Here is a 17894-nt window from a genome sequence, read left to right on the forward strand (position 1 = left end):
CGTCAGCGTCCTCCGAACAGGTAGCCGCGGCGGCGCAGCAGCACGACGAACACCGGCACGCCGACCAGCGCGGTGATCACGCCCAGCGGCAGCTCGCGCGGAGCCACCAGGGTCCTGGCCACCAGGTCGGCCCACACCATGAAGATCGCCCCGGCCAGCGGCGCGACGGTGAGCACGCGTACGTGGGCCGCGCCCACCCACAGCCGCACCAGGTGCGGCATGACCAGCCCGACGAAGCCGATCGCGCCGCTGACCGCGACCATGGCCCCGGTCGCCAGCGACGTCAGCACGAACAGGCCCCGGCGGAACCTGACCGTGTCCACGCCCAGGCTGGCGGAGGTCTCGTCGCCCAGCGCGAGCACGTCCAGGCCGCGTGCGAAGCGGCGCAGCGCCACGGCGGTGACGACGGTGACGACCGCAACGACCGGCAGCGCTCCCCAGGTGGCCGCGCCGAAGCCGCCCATCGACCAGAACAGCACCGTGCTCGTCGACTCCCCGTCCGGGACGAAGTACACGATGAGGCTCATCACCGCCTGGAACCCGAACGCCATCGCCACCCCCGTGAGCACCAGGCGCAGCGGCGTCAGTCCTCCCGCGCCCCGCGAGGCCAGGTAGACCAGCGCGGACACGAGCAGGGCCCCCAGGAAGGCGCCGGCCGAGACCGCGTAGATCCCGAAGGCGGTGAGCGCGCCCGTGACGCTGACCAGCACCGCCCCGGCCGAGGCCCCGGACGACACACCGAGGACGAACGGGTCGGCCAGCGCGTTGCGCACCATCGCCTGGATCGCCACCCCGACCACGCTGAGCCCGGCCCCCACCAGCACCGCCAGGAGCACGCGCGGCGCCCTGACCTGCCAGATGATCTGGTACGCGGTGACGTCGCCGGCGGTGATCGAGCCGCCGGTCACGGCCGCCCACAGGAAGCGCAGCGTCTCCCCCGGCGGCACGGTGGCCGCGCCCAGGCCGATCGCCAGCAGCACCGACACCGCGAGGACGCCGGCCAGCAGCGCGACGATCAGCGGCATCGCGGGCGGCGTGGCGGACGGCGTGGCGGGCGGCGGGTCATCGGCGTCCGGGACGGCTGCCTCGGGCAACGATCTCAAGAGGTGCTCCCGATAATGAGAATCATTTTCATAGACCGTATCATCACAAATGCCCCACGCGTCCCCCCTGGTCGGCGAGAATGCGGGCGTGATCCTCAACCTCGTCCTCGCGTTGTCGCTCTCCATCGCTCCGGTGCCCAAGTGGGAGAGGACCTCGTCCGACAGCTCCGCCTTCCTGATGAAGAATCATGAGATCGACGGCGGCCTGGCCATCGCTCTCGACTGGGAGAAGCGGGCCGTCTGGCGCATGATGCGCTGGACGGGCCGGACCTGGCGCACCATGGCCACCCCGGCCGCCTTCGCGCGCGCCGAGAACGCCGAGATCAGCCGCTCGTGGGCGTTCGCCGGCAAGGACGACGCGATCCACGCCTGGCAGATCTCCGGGACGCGCTGGACAGATCATCCGATCCGGCGGGCGGGCCGGTTGGTGGACGCCGCCGTGGCCGCCGGGGACGAGGTGTGGGTCGCGGGCACGGGCAAGCGCGCCTGGCAGTGGGACGGCGTGACGTGGCACCGGCGGGACACGCCTCGCTCCGCCGCCCGGATGCTCGCGGCGGGCCGCGCCGGCATCTGGGCGCTGAGCGCCGATCGCCGCACCCCGATGCACTGGGACGGCACCCAGTGGACGCAGACGGCGCTGCCGGGCGGCAAGCTGCCGCCTCCCCCCGAGGACGGCATCTCCGGAGAATGCGGCACCACGTGGACCGAACCCGCCGTGGAGATCACCGACTGGGCCGCCGACGCCACCGGCGGCGTCTGGGCCTCGGCCGAGGTCCGCTCGCACGCCGCCAGGTGCGTGGGGCACGTGTACGTCACGCTCAAGGCCCTCGCGCTGCACTGGGACGGCGTGCGGTGGCGGCGGCTGAGCCCGCCCGTCAAGCTGGACCGGCTGGAGCACGTGGCCACCGACACCTCCGGCGCCGTGTGGTTCGGCTCCGCCGACCGGCCCGAGCTGGTGTACCGCGAGGACGCGTGGCAGCCGATCAAGGCGCCGCGCGGGCTGGAGACGACGGAGGAGATGGGCCCGACGGCGGACGGCCGCGGCATCTGGGTGTGGGCCGGCAGGATCTACCGGCTGTCGTGACCGGTCCCGGCGGACGGGATCAGGCGGGCCCGGTCTGCGTCAGGTGGAGCTGGGCGTACCGGCCGCCGGCGGCCAGGAGTTCGTCATGCGTGCCCTGTTCGACGATGCGGCCGCTGTCGAGCACCACGATCCGGTCGGCCTGGCGCACCGTGGACAGCCGGTGCGCGACGACGAGGGTGGTCCGCCCCCGCATGAGGCGGGCGAGCGCGTCCTTGACCAGCTCCTCCGACTCCGAGTCCAGCGCCGAGGTCGCCTCGTCCAGCAGCAGGATCCGGGGGTCGCGCACCAGCGCGCGGGCGATCGCGAGCCGTTGCCGCTGCCCGCCGGACAGGCGCGCGCCCCGCTCCCCCACGACCGTGTCCCAGCCGTGCGGCTGGTCCTGGACGAACGACCACGCGTTCGCGTCGCGCAGCGCCCGGGCGATCCGCTCGTCGGAGACTTCCGGCAGCCCGTAGGCGATGTTCTCGCGGACGGTGCCCTCGAACAGCACGGACTCCTGAGGCACGACCGAGACGAAGCGGCGGACCGTGCGCAGGTCGAGCTCCTGGATGTCGGCGCCGTCGAGCAGGATGCGGCCACCGGTGGGGCGCAGGAAGCCGAGCACCAGGTTGAGGAGCGTCGACTTGCCCGAGCCGGACGAGCCGACGAAGGCGACGGTCGCCCCCGGGGGGATGTCGAGATCGACGGCGTGCAGCGCGTCCCCGTCCGCGCCGGGGTAGCGGTGCGAGGCGCGTTCGAGGCGGATCGCGCCCTCGACGGCGCCGACGACCCGCTTGCCCTCGTTCTGTTCGAGGTCGGGCTCCTGGATGACCTCGGCTATCGACCGGATCGACTCCAGGCCGCGCGCGCCGACCGGGATGAGCATGAGCAGCTGGATGAGCCCCTGCGTGAGCAGCGCGAAGTAGCTCGACAGCAGCACCACCTCGCCCGCCGTGATCGGCAGGAAGCCGGTGAGGGAGAACACCGCCGCCAGGACCAGGCAGCCGGCTCCCAGCAGCTGCATCGTCACCCAGGACAGGGACGCGGCGTGCCCGTTGAGCATGTCCAGGTTCAGGCCGGCCCGGCGGACGCCGTCGGCGCCGTAGGCGACACGGGTGACCGCGGTCTCCTCCAGGCCGTGCGCGCGGGTGACGGGGATCAGGGACGCCATCTCGCCGACCCGGGCGGCCAGGCCCTCCATCTCGCGGCGCAGCACCTCGTTGCGCAGCCGCGAGCGCCGGCCGAGCACGGCGCGCAGCACGAGGGCGATCGGGACCGTGAGCGCGTACACGGGCAGGAACTGCGGCACGGCGATCGCGGTCATCGAGATCGCGCCGGTGAGTACCATGACCGCCGACAGCAGCGGATGGGTCACCTGCTGGAGCATGAGCTCGACGTTCTCGACGTCACGCACGACCTTGTTCTGCACGATCGACGAGCTCATCCGGGTGTGGTAGCCGATCGACAGGCTCTGCAGCCGGGCGGCCAGGGCGTTGCGCAGGTCGGCGCCGATGTCGCGGACGACCGTCATGAAGTTGCGCGTGTAGAGGATGTGGTTCGGATAGTTCTGCAGCAGCAGGATGCCCGCGAGCGCGAACCACCACAGCACGGACGTCACCGACCCGCCGCCGGCGACGACGTCGATGATCGCGGCGGTGATGACCGGCAGGAACCAGAGCGGGATCTCCTTCAGCGCGAAGGCCAGCAGCGCCGTCAGCATGCGGGCGGGCCGGCGCGCCAGCAGCCGGAGCACGGACCGCACCGGATGGGCGCCGTCGATCAGGCCGGCGACGTGGGAGGGGGACTTCACTGCGGCATGTCCTTTCTCACCGTCACCATCTGCTGCGGAGTACGAGGTGGCGGCGGGGACATGCAACCACACCCGGCCCCGTCCGCCCGCGCGGGGGCGGCGCATCAGCCGCCGGAGACGCCGGTGTACGCGCCCGTCGCGGGCCGGCCCCCGGGGTCCAGCGGGTCCCGGCCCAGCCGTCTCACCGGCCTGATCGACAGCAGCGCCGCCACGACGCCGGCCGCCACCAGGGCCGACCCCAGCATGAAGGCGCGCGGTTCGATCACGGCGGCGACCGGACCTGCCAGAGCCTGCCCGACCGCCATGCCCGCGACCGACCCGGCCACCTGGTAGGCGTTGACCCGGTTCAGCACGTCCGGCGCGACCTGCGTCTGCACGCTGGTCGACCACATCACCGACCAGAACGCCCAGGCGCAGCCCCCGAGCAGGTGCCCGGCCATCAGCAGGGGCAGCGGCAGCCCGAGCGCGACCGTCAGCGGCACCGCCACGTACCCGCTCAGCGCCACGGCCCCGGCCGCCAGCGGCCTGCGCGGCCTGAGCCTGATCGCCACCAGCCCGCCCAGCACGGTGCCGAGGCCGAGCGCCGCCATCACCCAGCCGTAGTCGGCCCCGATGACCTGCGACGACAGCGGCACGTACGGCCCGACCACCAGCACGCCCCAGAACACCCACACCAGGATGACCGACCACATCCAGCTCCTGGCCTTGAACTCCTCCCAGCCCCTGCGCAGGTCGCTCAACAGGTCGGAGGGCTCCGGCCTGGGCACGGCGACCCGGACCAGCAGCAGGCACACCCCGCTGACCAGGAACGTCGCGGCGTCCACCGTGTAGACGAAGACCGGGCCGGCGACGACGACGAGGACTCCGGCCAGGGCCGGGCCCGCCAGCTGGGTGATCGCCTCGGCGATCTTCAGCGTCCCGTTGGCCCGTTGCGGGTCCTCGGCGACGAGGGGGACCATGCCGTTGACGCAGGGTTCGAACACCCCGGCGGCCATGCCCGACAGGGCCGCCATCCCCAGCAGCAGGGCGTAGGGCGGGGAGCCGTCCAGGAAGGCGACGGCCACGACCCCCTGGGTGACGACCCTGACCACGTCCGCGCCGATCATCAGGCGGCGGGCGCCGATCCGGTCGGCGACGACCCCGCCGAACAGCATGACCAGCACGGCCGACGCGGTCCAGAGCGCGAGCACGTAGCCGACGCCCGCGATCCCGTAGACTTCCCCGATCGCCAGTGCCGAGGCGACGGGCATCATCGCGTCGCCGAGCAGCGAGATCGTGCGGGCCCCGAAGTAGAGGGTGAAACTCCTCGTCCACATGAGCCCCAATTCTGGGTTCCTCCAGATCAGAGCACTGGTGTCTCAAATGACATCATTAGGTACATTTGCGCCATGCTCCTGGATTGCCCGGAAACGCCGCCGACACCCCCCGGCCCGCATCGCGTGGTCGCCCTGGTCGCCCCCGGCCAGGAGCTCTACCCGGTCACCTCCGCCTCGGCCGTCTTCGGCTACCACGGCCCCGACATCCCCCAGCACTACAGCTTCGGCCTGTGCGCCGAGCACCCCGGCTCACTCCCCACCACCCTCGGCGTCCCCATCCAGGTGGAGCGCGGCCTCGACGCCCCCGACGACGCCGGCACCGTGATCATCGCCGGCTGGACCTTCACCCCGTCGCCCGCCGTGCTCGGCGCGGTGTCCCGGGCTCATGCCCGGGGCGCCCGCGTCGTCGCCGTCTGCGCCGGGATCTTCATCCCGGCCGCTCTGGGCCTCCTGGACGGCCGCCGCGCCTCCGTCCACTGGGAGCTCTCCGGCGAGCTCGCCGCCCGCCATCCCCGCGTGATCCCCGACGGCACCGTCATCTACGTCGACCACGGCGACGTCGCCACCGCCGGGGCCTCGGCCGCCACCCTCGACCTCTGCCTGCACCAGGTCCTGCAGGAGTACGGCGCGGCCCACGCCATGCGCATCGGCCGCCAGCTGGCCGCCGGTCCGCACCGCGAGGGCTGCCAGCGGCAGTATCCTCCCCTCCCCACCACCGGTCCCATGCCCGACTCCCTGGCCCCCCTGCTCGAATGGCTCCTGTCGCGCCTGCCCGACCAGGTCACCGTCGAGGACATGGCCGCCTACTCGGGCGTCTCCCCCCGCACCCTCACCCGTCAGTTCGCCGAGCAGCTCGGCGTCCCGCCCGCCCGCTGGCTGCTGGAACGCCGCCTGGCCGCCACCCGCGCCCTGCTGGAGGAGACCGACCTGCCCGTCGAGACCATCGCCACCCGCGTCGGCCTGTCCTCGGCGGTCAACCTGCGCCGCCGTTTCCACACCGCCCTGCGCACCACCCCGGCCGCCTACCGCCGTTCCTTCCGCTGAAGGCCGCAGGCGCTTCGGCGGGCCGATGGTAGGGCCGGCCCCCGTGCGACATGGGGGTGTACGGCAGTGCGACCGGGACCGGCGGCCGGGAGTCTGGGCGTAGCTCCGGTCGTCCCAGGAGGTTTCCGTGTCCACTGTCCTTGGTGTGCTGCCTCGCCGGGTGATGCGGTGGCATCGGCCGCTGATGCTGATGGTCGCCTCGATGCTGATCCTCCTGGTCGTCTCGGCGGCCGGGCTCGTGTTCGACGACCGGGTCCTGATGGGCGCGCCCGTCTGGCTCAAGCCGTTCAAGTTCGCGGTGTCGATGGCCGTCTACGGAACCACCCTCGCCTGGATGCTGTCCCTGCCGCACCGGGGCAGGAGGTGGACCTCCGGCCTGGCCACCGTCTTCGCCGTCACCGGGTTCGCCGACACCGCCATCGTCGCGATCCAGGCAGCCCGCGGCACCTTCAGCCATTTCAACAAGTCCACCGCCCCGGCCGAGAAGATCATGCAGGTCGTCTTCGGCAACGGGGTGCTCTGCATCATGCTGGCCAACGTCGCGCTGGCGGTCATCCTGGCCTTCCAGCGCGTCCACGCCGACCGCGCGATGAGCCGGGCGATCCACACGGGCCTGGCGCTGGCCGTCACCGGCATGGCCCTGGGCTTCCTCATCCCGATGCAGGGGAAGGCGGAGACCGCGCTGACCACCGGCGGTGAGCGGGTGTCCCTGAGCAGCGGTCACAGCGTGGGCGTGCCCGACGGCGGCCCCGGCCTCCCGCTGACGGAGTGGAGCACCACCGGCGGCGACCTGCGGATCCCCCATTTCGCCGGCCTGCACGGCCTGCAGGTCATGCTGATCGCCGCCCTGCTCCTGGCCGCGCTGGCGGCTCGCCGTCCGCTCCTGCGTGACGACCGGACCCGCGCCCGCCTGATCGGCGTGGCGGCCGCGGGTTACACCGGCCTGATCGCCCTGCTCACCTGGCAGGCTCTGCGCGCCCAGCCGCTGATCCGCCCCGACGCGCCGACCCTGGCCGCCGCCGCCCTCCTGGCCGCCCTCACCGCCCTCGGGGCCGCCGCGGTTCTGGCGGGAGCCCGGCGATCGGCCGACTCTGACCGAAACCGTTGACATGATCGCATCCCTCGGAGAATATCCAGGGAGCATTCGAACCCAGCTTGATCAAAAGCGCGGGCGCCCCGGGGTCAATCGCCCCGCCGCGCGGCTTCCCGGACGATCGCCGGGCATTCTCGCGCTCCTCGAAAAGCCGCATGCACGTCCACAAGGCCGACCGTTCACCAACCCCGAGAACTCCACCAGCCGATGTCGAGGAGCATACGGTGAGCAGCGAGAGGGACGGTTTCGCACGCCTGGCCATCAACGGCGGCGACCCGGTACGGCAGGACCCCTGGCCGACGTACGACAAAGGGGCGGTCTTCGTTCATCCCGAAGATGAGGAGGCCGCGCTCCGAGCCATTCGCAGCCATCTCTATTTTCGTTACGACTACAGAGCCCAGCAAGAAACCGAATGCGGCCGATTAGAGGCTGAGTTGTGCCGCTACTTCGGCACCGGGCACGCGCTGGCCGTTTCCAGCGGCACCACCGCGATCGCGCTGTCCATCATGGCGGCGGGCATCCCGCCCGGTTCGCTGATCGCCTGTCCCGGGTTCACGTTCGTCGCCACCCCGAGCGCCATCGTGCTGGCCGGATGCACGCCGTTCCTGGTGGAGGTGGACGAGAACCTGCACCTGGACCTCGACGACCTGCGCCGCCGCTGGAACCCGGAGATCAGGGCGATCCTCGTGGTGCACATGAGGGGTTTCGCCGCCGACGTGGAGGCGTTGGCCGCGTTCGCGGCGGAGATGGGGGTGCCGCTGTTCGAGGACGCGGTGCCCGCACTGGGCGCCGAGCTGAACGGCCGCAAGCTCGGCACGTTCGGCCTGGCCGGCGGCTTCAGCACGCAGTCGGACAAGTCGCTCAACTGCGGCGAGGGCGGGTTCCTGGTCACCGACGACAGCGTGCTCTTCGCCCGCGCCGTCGTGCTGTCCGGAGCCTACGAGGGACGGCTGAAGCGGCACTTCCCCGGCGGCGACCCGCCCATCGACACCGACCTCGACCTGCCGCTGCTCAGCTTCCGCATGGACGAGATCCGCGCGGCGCTGCTGCGGGCCGAGCTGGAGCGGCTGCCACTGCGCCTGAAGTGCTTCCACGACAACTACACCTACGTGTCGCAGGCGCTGAAGGACCTGAAGCGGATCGTCGTCCGGCAACCGGTCGCGCCAGGCGCCTTCCTGGGCGAGGCGTTCATCTTCCGGGTGCCGGACGGCGACGCCGGCTGGTTCGCCGAGGCGCTGCGCCACGAGGGCATCGACGCGCGCAACCTCGGCTCCGACGAGGACACCAACGTGCGCGTCTTCTGGAACTGGCGCTTCCTGTTCGGCGGCCGGGACGTGGCCTCGATCCAGGCGCTGTTACCCCGCACCACCCGCTACCTGCGTCAGGCCGTCGACGTGCCGCTGTCGTCCGCCCTGTCGGTGGAGGACTGCGACCAGCTGATCGAGGCCGTGCGCAAGGTGGCGGGGTCATGAGGCGCCGTGCTCTCATCGGCGTCTTCGGCGGGCTGTTCACCGGTTACGTGAGCCTCGCGGCGGCGATCCCCGTGCTGCCGGGCTTCGTCACCGAGAGATACGGCGCGACCGGCTTCACGGTCGGGCTCGTGGTCATGGCGACCGCGCTGACGGCGCTGCTGGTCAGGCCGGTGGCGGGACACCTGGCCGACAGGTACGGGCACCGCCGCGTCATGCAGCTCGGCGCGCTGGTCGTGGCCGTGGGCGGCGCGCTCTACTTCGCCCCGATCGGCGTGGCGGGGCTGGTCGCCAACCGGCTGCTGCTCGGCGTCGGCGAGGCGGCGCTGTTCACCGCCGGCGCCGTCTGGACGGTCTCGCTCGCGCCGCACAACCGCAGGGGCCAGCTCATCGGCCTGTACGGCGTGAGCATGTGGGGCGGCATCGCGGCCGGCACCTTCCTCGGCGCCACGCTGTCGAGCTACGGCTACGCGACGGTGTGGGCGTTCAGCATCGCCCTGGGGCTGGCCGGGCTCGCCCTGGTCAGCTCGGCGCCGGCCCCCGGCAAGCCCGAGCGGGCGGGCGGCGGCGGCCTGCTGCTGCGCCCCGCGCTGCTGCCGGGCACCGCCCTGGCGCTGGCCGCGGCGGGCTACGCGGGGCTGGCCGCCTTTGTGGTCCTGCATCTGCAGGCCCGCGGCATCCAGTCCGGCGTGGCCGTCCTCAGCGGGTTCAGCCTGGTCTACGCGGGCACCCGGCTGTTCATCGGCCACCTGCCCGACCGGGTGGGGCCGCGCCGGATGGTGCTCTGGTGCGGCATCGGCGAGGCCGCCGGACTGGTGATCATCGCGGTGGCGCCGAACCTGCCGCTGGCCGTGCTGGGCGGGGTGGTGATGGGCGTCGGGTTCTCGCTGCTGCACCCGTCGCTCGCCCTCATGGTCATGAACCGCACCGACCAGGCCAAGCAGGGCGCGGCGCTCGGCGCGTACACGTCCTTCTGGGACCTCGGGCTGGCCGTGTGGGGGCCGCTCATCGGCGTCGTCGCGGGCGGTCTCGGCTATCCGGCGGTGTTCCTGGTGGGCGCGGGCTGCGCGGTGGCGGCCGTCGGCGTCGGGCTGTGCGTCCGGCAGCCGGCCACGCTGCCGGCGGCCACGAGCTGAAGGAGAGAGCTTGGACACGATCAAGGTCCTCTGCATCACCGGCTGGTGCCGCAACGGCAGCACCATCATCGGCAACGTGCTCAACGAGATGCCGGGGTTCTTCCACGTCGGCGAGCTGCACTTCCTGTGGAAGAACGGCGCCGGCAAGGGCGTGAACAACCTGTGCGGCTGCGGCGCGGCGCTCACCGAGTGCCCGATCTGGTCGGAGATCCTGACGCTCGGCAAGCCGGCCGGCGTCACGCTGCCGGACTTCGCCGCCACCGTGATCCGCCGCCAGCGGGCCTGCGTGCGCACCAGGCACACCTGGCGCGTGCTCAGGCGCGGGCCCGGGAGCGGCGGCGGCGACATCAGGGCCCACGCCGACCTGATGACCCGCACCTACCACGCCGCCGCCGAGCGCACCGGCGCCCGCGTCATCGTGGACACCACCAAGATCCCCGGCGAGGCGGCGCTGCTGCCGTACCTGGAGGGCATCACCCCCTACTTCGTGCACCTCGTGCGGGACCCGCGCGCGGTCGCGCACTCCTGGAGGCAGCCGAAGCAGTACGTCTACGCCATGTCGTCCTGGATGAGCACCGCCTACTGGCACGGGTTCAACCTGGCCTCCCACGCCATCACCCGCCGCTTCCCGCAGCGTTCCCTCTTCCTGCGCTACGAGGACTTCACCACCGACCCGGAGGCGACGATCGACACACTCCTGCGGCTCTGCGGCGCCGACCCCGCCGCCAACCCGGTCCGCGACCGCACGGTCGACCTGCACACCAACCACACCGTCACCGGCAACCCGGACCGCTTCCGCACGGGCGTCACCGTGATCCGCGAGCGCGACGACGGCTGGAGGGACACCCTCACGCTGCCGGCGAGGCTCGCCGCCGTCACGCTCGCCACCCCGCTCTTCCGCCGGTACGGCTACAGCTACGGCGGCACGCTGACCGGCGGAGCCCGGCCGAAGGAGAACCATGGATCTCGGGCTTGACGGCAAGGTCGCGCTCGTCGCCGGCGGTTCCAGCGGCCTCGGCCTGGCCGCCGCCGTGGAGTTCGCCAGGGAGGGCGCGCACGTCGCGATCGGCGCGCGCGACAAGGAACGGCTGGAGTCGGCCGCCCGCGAGCTCGGCCGGGTGGCGCGCGGGCGCGTCCACGTCACCGGTGTCGACATCACCGACGGGCCGGCCGCCCGCCGGTGGGTCGGCGAGGTCGCCGGCGAACTGGGCGGCCCGCACGTCGTGCTGGTCAGCGGCGGCAGCCCGCCCATCGGCCCGGCCTCGGGGTTCGAGGTGGCGGACTACCAGGCGGCCGTCGACAAGGTGCTGATGCCCGCGGTGAACCTGACGCTGGCGGCGCTGCCGTACCTGAGGGCGGCCGGCTGGGGGCGGCTGCTCTACGTGGCCTCCGAGACGGCCAGCGTGCCGATCCCGCCGCTGGCGCTGTCGGGCGTGACCCGGGGCGCGCTGGTGCGCTTCGCGCAGGCGCTGGCCGCTGACGTCGGCCGCGACGGCATCACCGTCAACGTGCTCGCCCCCGGCCACACCCGTACCCCGCCCATGGAGCGGGCGGCGGCCAGGCTCGGCGGCGACGTGGAGGAGCGGCTGGCGCGGATGGGCCACCACAGCGCGCTCGGCCGGCTGGCCCGCCCCGACGAGGTCGCCGCCGTGGCCGCCTTCCTGGCGAGCGAGCGGGCCTCGTTCGTGACCGGCGCGGTGCACGCCGTCGACGGCGGCGCCTCCGTCACCGGCCCCGACCTGCCTCATCTCACCGGCGTGCGCAAGGACACCTACACCTGAAGGAGCCCAGGGATGTCGAGCACCTACACGGAGAAGGACGTCGGCGACTTCTTCGACCGGACCACACAGACCTATCTGAGCTTCTGGGACAGCGAGGGCGTCCTGCACACCGGCTACTTCGCCGGTGAGGACGACGAGGACTACCGGGCGGCGGCCGAGCGCACCTCCGAGCTCATGGCGGCGGAGGCGGGCATCGACGGCTCGTCGCACGTGCTGGACGTGGGCTGCGGCTGCGGCAACTTCCTGATCCACCTGGCCACCAGGCACGGCTGCCGGGGTGAGGGGCTGGATTTGAGCCTGGAGCGGATCAGGTTCGCCAGGCAGCTCGCCGATCCGGGGCTGGGGATCGAGTTCAGGCACGGCTCCGCCACGGGCATGCCGTACCAGGAGGAGACGTTCAGTCACGTGGTCAGCCAGGACGCGCTGTTCCTGGTGCCGGACAAGCCGCGCAGTCATACCGAGATCTTCCGCGTCCTGCGGCCCGGCGGCGTCTTCGCCTTCTCCGACTTCCTCCAGCCGAAGAAGGAGGTGGGCGAGCGGGCCCGCAGGCACGTCTACGACCGGGTGAAGTGGAGCAGCGGCTACTCGCTGGTGGAGTACCAGGTGGAGCTGGAGCGGGCCGGGTTCGAGATCCTGCTGGCGCGCAACCTGGAGAGCCACATCAGGCAGACGTACCGCGTGCTGGGCACGACCGCCCGCGAGCGCGCCCGGATCACCGATGACCCCGCCGCCAGGGACTGGATGCTCGCCTTCGCCGAGTCGTGCGGCGAGATCCAGATCGCCATCGACCAGGGCGAGTTCGGCTGGGGAGTCTTCGTCGCCCGCAAGCCCCACCGGAGGACGTCATGAAGCCGGAGATCAAGCGCACGATGGCCGAGGTCGTGGCCCAGCGCAAGCAGGAGATGTCGCCCGGGCGCAGGTTCGCCGAGGCCTGCGCCGACAAGGGCCTGGAGGCCGCCGTCGAGTACGACGTCACCATCACCGACTCGCTGACCAGCTCACGCCGCAAACCCCGGTACCCGGCCCGCAACATGCTCAAGGTCGTGGACCTGTCCAGGGACCCGCGGCAGTTCTACTGGCACGAGAGCCCGCCTCACGAGGGCGACCCCGAGGTGTTCGAGGCCGACGTGCGCCGGGAGGCGGCCAGCCGCTTCCACAGGTCGCCGGTGCCGGAGCTGCTCCCGACGACGGCCTGGGTGCAGGTGCCGCCCGAGCTGTGGAAGGACCCGGAGACGTTCGAGTCGTTCATCAACTACCGCCTGATCGTCCGCCTGGCCACGGCGGAGAACAACACGATCATCCGCGGCCCCGGCGGCCTGCTGAACCTGCCGGGGATCGCCCGCATGACGTCGAGGGGACCGTACGCCTCGACGATCCTGGCCGCGTGCAACGAGGTCGAGCAGATGGGCGGCACGGCCGACGGCCTCATCATCAACCCCGTCGACTACTACACGTCCATGGGCGAGGGCAGCCTGATGGACGACGTCGAGCGCAACGGCGTCTTCATCGTCAGGACCCGGCTGGTCGAGCCGGGCACGGCCATCGTCGGCGACTTCGGGCACGGGGCGCTGCTGTTCGACGCCGGCCGCTCGGTGATCCGCTTCGCCGAGCCGCCACCCGGCACGTTCGCCGAGCCCGGCCTCGCGCTCATGGCGGAGATCTACGAGCGTGTGGTGATCAATCTGCCGACCAACTTCTTCGTCGTGAGCCTGTAGATGCCCGACGTGCTTGTCGTCGGCGGCGGTGTCGCCGGCCTGTTCTGCGCCTACTACCTGCGCAGGGCCGGCGCCACCGTGACCGTGGTCGAGCGGGGGGCGATCGGCGGCCCCCAGTCGTGCTCGCACGGCAACACCGGGTTCGTCGGCACGCAGGGCGCCGCGCCCCTGGCCGAGCCGGGCGTGCCGGCCATGGGGCTGCGCTGGCTGCTGAACCCGCGCAGCCCGTTCTACATCAGACCGCGTCCCGACCCGGCGCTGATCGCGTGGCTGTGGCGCTTCCGCCGCCGCTGCACCGAGCAGGCGGCCAGGGAGGCGTTCCGCGTCCTGCTCGACATGAAACAGCGCAGCCTCGCCATCCTGCGCGACCTGTGCGGCGAGGACACCCTCACCGCCAGGGGGATGGTGATCGCCTTCAAGACACCCGAGGAGTTCGAGAAGGCCTGCCGTACGGTTCCCCGGGCCGCCTCGAACGGCGTGCCGCTGCGGGTGCTGGAACCCGGTGAGCTGAGCACCCTGGAGCCCGGCGTCGAGTTCGACATCAGCGGCGCGCTCTACAACGAGGAGGGCGCCTACCTGCGCGTGCCCGAGTTCGTCCGGGAGCTCGCCTCGACGCTGAAGGGCATGGGCGTGGAGCTGCTGGAGGACACCGACGTCCTGGACTTCGAGGTCGCGGACCGGCTCGTCAAGCGGGTGCGGACGTCGCGCGGCGACCTGAGGCCGGGCTCGGTCGTCATCGCCGCGGGCGCCTGGTCCGCCGCGCTCGCCCGCAAGGCGGGGCTCAGGCTCATGCTCCAGCCCGCCAAGGGTTACACCGTGACGCTGAAGAACCCGGGCAACGCCCCCCGGCGGCCGGTGCTGCTCAGTGAGGGCAAGGTCGCCATCACGCCGCTCGGCGACCGCCTGCGCCTGGGCGGCACCCTCGAACTGTCCGGCATGGACACCACGGTCTCGCGCCGCCGCGTGGACGGCATCCTGCGGACCGTGCGCGCCCACCTGCCCGCCCTGGAGACCACCGCGACCCTGGAGACCTGGAGCGGCCTGCGTCCGTGCACCCCCGACAGCCTGCCGTACATCGGACCGGCCGCGCCGTACGGGAACCTGGCGCTCGCCTGCGGGCACGGGCACATCGGCCTCGGCCTCGCGCCCGCCGGCGGCAAGCTGCTCGCCCAGCTCCTGACCGGCGACACCCCCGACATCGACCCGACCCCCTTCCGCTACGGCAGGAGGCCCCTGTGAAGCCGATCGGCGTGCTCTGCCTGGAGACGACGTTCACCAAGATCCCTGGACACATCCGCAACCCCGCCACGTTCGGCTTCCCGGTGATCTACGAGGTGGTCGAGGGCGCGACGCCCGAGCGGGTGGTCACCCAGGCCGACCCGCGCCTGCTCGACCCGTTCGTCGACGCGGCGCGGAAGCTGGAGGCGCGCGGCGCCGCGGCCGTCACCGGCGCCTGCGGCTTCCTGGTGCTCTTCCAGGAACGGCTGGCCGGCTCGGTCGGCGTGCCGCTCTTCTCCTCCAGCCTGATCCAGCTGCCCATGATCCACCGGATGCTGATGCCCGGCCAGAAGGTCGGCCTGCTGGTCGCCAAGGAACCCGCGCTCACCGGCCGCCACCTGGCCGCGATCGGCGGCGAGCACGTGCCCGTGTGCGTGACCGGCATGTCGGACCAGCCCGAGTTCCGCGAGGTCATGCTGGAGGGGCGGCGCGACGCCCTGGACGTCGCCCGCCTGGAGCGTGAGGTGCTCGGCCAGGTGGAACGGCTCGCCAAGGACAACCCGGACATGGGGGCGCTGCTCATCGAGTGCACCGACCTGGTGCCGTTCGCGCACGCCCTCCAGGCCACGACCGGGCTGCCCGTCTTCGACATCGTGACGCTGACCACCATGGTGAACGCCACGCTCAACCGCCGCCCCTACCCGGCCTAGCGGGTCAGCCCTCGAACGTCACCGTGGCGAACCGGTACCAGGTCCTGCCGTTCTCGTCCCCGTAGTGCGTACGGCCGGTCATGACCTTGCCGTACGCCGCCTGCCAGCTGTGGCTGCTCTCCTTGTACTCACCGCTGACGCCCCCGTCGATCAGCCGCACCTGCCGGCCCTGCCAGTAGAGGGCGGCGCTGCGGTACCTCGTGTCGCCGTTCTCGTCGTCCTGGTGCCACCTGCCGACGATCACCTGGTGGTCGGGGGCGCTGTAGTCGGACCTGCTCTCCCTCTGGGGGGAGGTCCAGTCACCGGTGTGCACCTGGACCTGCTCGCCGTCGATCAGGATCCGGCTGCAGTAGTACGTGGTCCGCGCCCGCTCGTCGCCGTAGTGCGAGCGGCCGGTGAGCACCTGGTTCGGCGGGCAGGTGAACTGGATGCCCATCGACTCCCACACGGCCTCGGTGTAGACGCGTTCCACCTTGATGGTCACCGCCGCCGAGGCGGGAGCGGCCATGGTGGCGGCCATGGTGGCGGCCGACAGCGCGGCGGCCACGGCCACGACGGACAGCTTCTTGCCGTACGTTCTCAAGGTCTTCGGTTCCTCTCGTGGTGCGATTCGTGGTGCGTGGTTCGTGGTGCGTGGTGGGTTCAGCCCGCGAGGGTCACCGTGGCGAACCGGTAGTAGGTCGAGCCGTTCTCGTCCCCCCGGTGCAGGCGACCGGTCATGACCTTGTTCTCGTCCGCGTGCCAGGTGTGGCTGCTCTCCCGGTGCGCGCCGCTGATGTCCCCGGCGGCCAGCAGCACCTGCCGGCCCCGCCAGTGGACGGAGGCCGTGCGGTACCTCGTGTAGCCGTTCTCGTCGCCTTCGTGCCACCTGCCGGCGACCGCGTGGTGGTCGGGGGCGCTGAAGTCGGCCCTGCTCTCCTTCTGGCGGGCGGTCCAGTCGCCGAGGTACACCTGGGCCTGCTCGCCGTCGATGAGGATGAAGCTGCAGTAGTAGGTGGTGGGGGCGTTCTCGTCGCCGTAGTGCGAGCGGCCGGTGAGCACCGTGTTCGTCGGGCAGGTGAACGGGTCGATCCACTCCCGCACCATCTCGGCGTGGGCGCGCTCGACCTTGATCGTCACGGCCGCGGCGGACGCGGGCGCGGGAGCGGCCACGGCCACGGCCACCAGGGCGGTCAAAGCCGCGGACAACGCTTTCTTCCTCATGTGTGTGCCTCCTGTGACGCGCTTCTCGGTTACCTCCGGGAGCCTCGCGCAGCCCACTGGTGACGCACTTGTGCCTCGGTTGTGCCGCGCGGGCGGGGTTGGTGCAGACTCGACGCCACGGAACCACGTACGTCGGGGGTACACAGTGAGGCGCATCGGCATCATCGGAGTGGGCGAGATCGGGCGGGCCATCGTGATGGGCCTGTGCGACGGCGACGGCGAGTCGCCGGAGGTCTTCCTTTCGCCCCGGGGAGCCCGCACGGCCGCGGAGCTGTCCGGGCGCTTCGAGGGCGTGCACGTGTGCGCCGGCAACCAGGAGGTCGTGGACCGCTCCGAGGTGGTGATCATCGCCGTGCGCGGCCCGGACCGGCACGAGGCGCTCGCCGGCCTGAAGGTGGACGGCGACAGGGTGGTGGTCAACGTGATGGCCGGCGTCGCCAACGACGACCTGCGACGGACCCTGGCCACCGAGGTCCCGCTGGTGCGGGCCATCCCGCTGCCGGCCGTCCGCGAACGCCGCTCCGTGACGGTGACGTACCCGTCGCACCCGGTGGTCGACTCCCTCTTCGACCTCCTCGGCGGGGCGCAGCCGGTGGCGGACGAGGCGGCCTTCGACGTCTACTCCGCGCTGACGGGCACGCTGACCACCCACTACAGCTTTCTGGCCACGCTCGCGGCGTGGGCCGAGGGCCACGGCATCGCCTCCGGCGACGCCGACCGCTACGTCCGCGGCCTCTTCCAGAACGTCGGTCGCTCGCTGGGCGACGGGAGCCGTTCGCTGCAGCGCCTCGCGGCCGATCACGAGACCCCGAACGGGAGCAACGAGCGCGTCCGCACCACCTGGTTCACCCCGGACAACGCCGGAGCCCTGAACCGGGTCCTCGACGACCTCCTCACCGGCCTGCGCGGGCCCCGGGCCCAGGGCTGACGGCGCCCGGGGGCGGTGTCAGCGGGGGCCGCAGACGCCGAGGGCCTTGCCGATCAGGGCGGGATCCTCGGCGGTGTCGAGCAGGGCCATCGCGTAGTCGGCGCGTGAGAGCTGCATCGCGCCGCCCGTCGCGTTGGCCTCGAAGTCGATGTGCACCCGCCCGGCGGGCGGCTTGTCGTTGAGCATCGTGGCGCGGGCGATGCTCCAGTCGAGCCCGCTGACCTGCAGCATGCCCTCGGCGCGGGCGAGGTCCACGTACGCCTCCCGGAACAACAGCCAGGCGAGGGAGACCGCGAGGCGGGGGC

At 72.1% G+C, this 17894-nt stretch carries 18 protein-coding genes; 12 read left to right on the plus strand and 6 right to left on the minus strand.

Features of this window, described 5'->3' with window-relative positions:
* Positions 1-2: 2 nt before the first annotated feature.
* On the minus strand, positions 3-1094 hold the full coding sequence (locus tag ADY59_RS26230; protein ID WP_442937728.1) for a FecCD family ABC transporter permease: 1092 nt from the start codon (positions 1092-1094) through the stop codon (positions 3-5).
* A 58-nt stretch (positions 1095-1152) separates the two neighbouring features.
* Between ADY59_RS26230 and ADY59_RS26235 the strand changes: the two genes are divergently transcribed.
* A complete protein-coding gene (locus tag ADY59_RS26235; protein ID WP_049566936.1) occupies positions 1153-2187 on the plus strand; it encodes a hypothetical protein in 1035 nt (344 codons plus the stop codon).
* Positions 2188-2206: 19 nt separating this feature from the next.
* On the opposite strand, the gene ADY59_RS26240 is transcribed toward ADY59_RS26235, so the two are convergent.
* Together ADY59_RS26240 and ADY59_RS26245 are read right to left on the minus strand one after the other, a co-directional pair.
* Complete coding sequence (locus ADY59_RS26240; RefSeq protein WP_049566937.1) at positions 2207-3976, minus strand: ABC transporter ATP-binding protein; 1770 nt, start codon at positions 3974-3976, stop codon at positions 2207-2209.
* A 104-nt stretch (positions 3977-4080) separates the two neighbouring features.
* Complete coding sequence (locus ADY59_RS26245) at positions 4081-5292, minus strand: MFS transporter (RefSeq protein ID WP_049566941.1); 1212 nt, start codon at positions 5290-5292, stop codon at positions 4081-4083.
* A gap of 72 nt (positions 5293-5364) precedes the next feature.
* Here ADY59_RS26245 and ADY59_RS26250 point away from each other — a divergent pair, with 72 nt between their 5' ends.
* The 10 genes from ADY59_RS26250 (at position 5365) to ADY59_RS26295 (ending at position 15458) form a co-directional block, all read left to right on the plus strand.
* Entirely contained in the window at positions 5365-6336 is a 972-nt protein-coding gene (locus tag ADY59_RS26250; protein ID WP_082310402.1) for a GlxA family transcriptional regulator, read from the plus strand.
* A gap of 127 nt (positions 6337-6463) precedes the next feature.
* On the plus strand, positions 6464-7444 hold the full coding sequence (locus ADY59_RS26255) for a hypothetical protein (RefSeq protein ID WP_197093858.1): 981 nt from the start codon (positions 6464-6466) through the stop codon (positions 7442-7444).
* A 209-nt stretch (positions 7445-7653) separates the two neighbouring features.
* Complete coding sequence (locus tag ADY59_RS26260) at positions 7654-8901, plus strand: DegT/DnrJ/EryC1/StrS family aminotransferase (protein ID WP_231618890.1); 1248 nt, start codon at positions 7654-7656, stop codon at positions 8899-8901.
* Positions 8898-10034, plus strand: coding sequence for an MFS transporter (locus ADY59_RS26265; protein ID WP_049566948.1), 1137 nt, complete (start codon positions 8898-8900; stop codon positions 10032-10034). Before ADY59_RS26260 ends, ADY59_RS26265 begins: the two co-directional genes overlap by 4 nt.
* 10 nt (positions 10035-10044) lie before the next feature.
* Positions 10045-11010: a sulfotransferase gene (locus ADY59_RS26270; protein ID WP_049566951.1), complete on the plus strand. Its 966-nt coding sequence runs from the start codon at positions 10045-10047 to the stop codon at positions 11008-11010.
* Positions 10994-11815, plus strand: coding sequence for an SDR family NAD(P)-dependent oxidoreductase (locus ADY59_RS26275; protein ID WP_049566953.1), 822 nt, complete (start codon positions 10994-10996; stop codon positions 11813-11815). Before ADY59_RS26270 ends, ADY59_RS26275 begins: the two co-directional genes overlap by 17 nt.
* A gap of 12 nt (positions 11816-11827) precedes the next feature.
* Complete coding sequence (locus ADY59_RS26280; RefSeq protein WP_049566958.1) at positions 11828-12664, plus strand: class I SAM-dependent methyltransferase; 837 nt, start codon at positions 11828-11830, stop codon at positions 12662-12664.
* On the plus strand, positions 12661-13530 hold the full coding sequence (locus ADY59_RS26285) for a family 3 encapsulin nanocompartment shell protein (RefSeq protein WP_049566961.1): 870 nt from the start codon (positions 12661-12663) through the stop codon (positions 13528-13530). The genes ADY59_RS26280 and ADY59_RS26285 overlap by 4 nt, the downstream gene beginning before the upstream one ends.
* On the plus strand, positions 13531-14769 hold the full coding sequence (locus ADY59_RS26290; protein ID WP_049566963.1) for an NAD(P)/FAD-dependent oxidoreductase: 1239 nt from the start codon (positions 13531-13533) through the stop codon (positions 14767-14769).
* Positions 14766-15458 (plus strand): aspartate/glutamate racemase family protein, encoded by a 693-nt coding sequence (locus ADY59_RS26295; RefSeq protein ID WP_049566965.1) that lies wholly within the window; start codon positions 14766-14768, stop codon positions 15456-15458. Before ADY59_RS26290 ends, ADY59_RS26295 begins: the two co-directional genes overlap by 4 nt.
* A 4-nt stretch (positions 15459-15462) precedes the next feature.
* Here the strand turns inward: ADY59_RS26295 and ADY59_RS26300 are convergent, their stop codons facing one another.
* The gene (locus ADY59_RS26300) at positions 15463-16041 is read right to left on the minus strand and encodes a hypothetical protein (RefSeq protein WP_049566967.1); all 579 of its coding nucleotides are present in this window, start codon (positions 16039-16041) and stop codon (positions 15463-15465) included.
* Positions 16042-16100: 59 nt separating this feature from the next.
* The gene (locus ADY59_RS26305; RefSeq protein WP_156325745.1) at positions 16101-16661 is read right to left on the minus strand and encodes a hypothetical protein; all 561 of its coding nucleotides are present in this window, start codon (positions 16659-16661) and stop codon (positions 16101-16103) included.
* Positions 16662-16806: 145 nt separating this feature from the next.
* Here ADY59_RS26305 and ADY59_RS26310 point away from each other — a divergent pair, with 145 nt between their 5' ends.
* A complete protein-coding gene (locus ADY59_RS26310) occupies positions 16807-17589 on the plus strand; it encodes an NAD(P)-binding domain-containing protein (RefSeq protein ID WP_049566972.1) in 783 nt (260 codons plus the stop codon).
* Between the two features lie 18 nt (positions 17590-17607).
* Here ADY59_RS26310 and ADY59_RS26315 read toward each other — a convergent pair.
* On the minus strand, positions 17608-17894 hold a 287-nt coding region (locus ADY59_RS26315), incomplete at its 5' end, for an NAD(P)H-binding protein (protein ID WP_156325746.1).

Source organism: Nonomuraea sp. SBT364 (assembly GCF_001083785.1).
Classification (GTDB): Bacteria; Actinomycetota; Actinomycetes; order Streptosporangiales; family Streptosporangiaceae; genus Nonomuraea.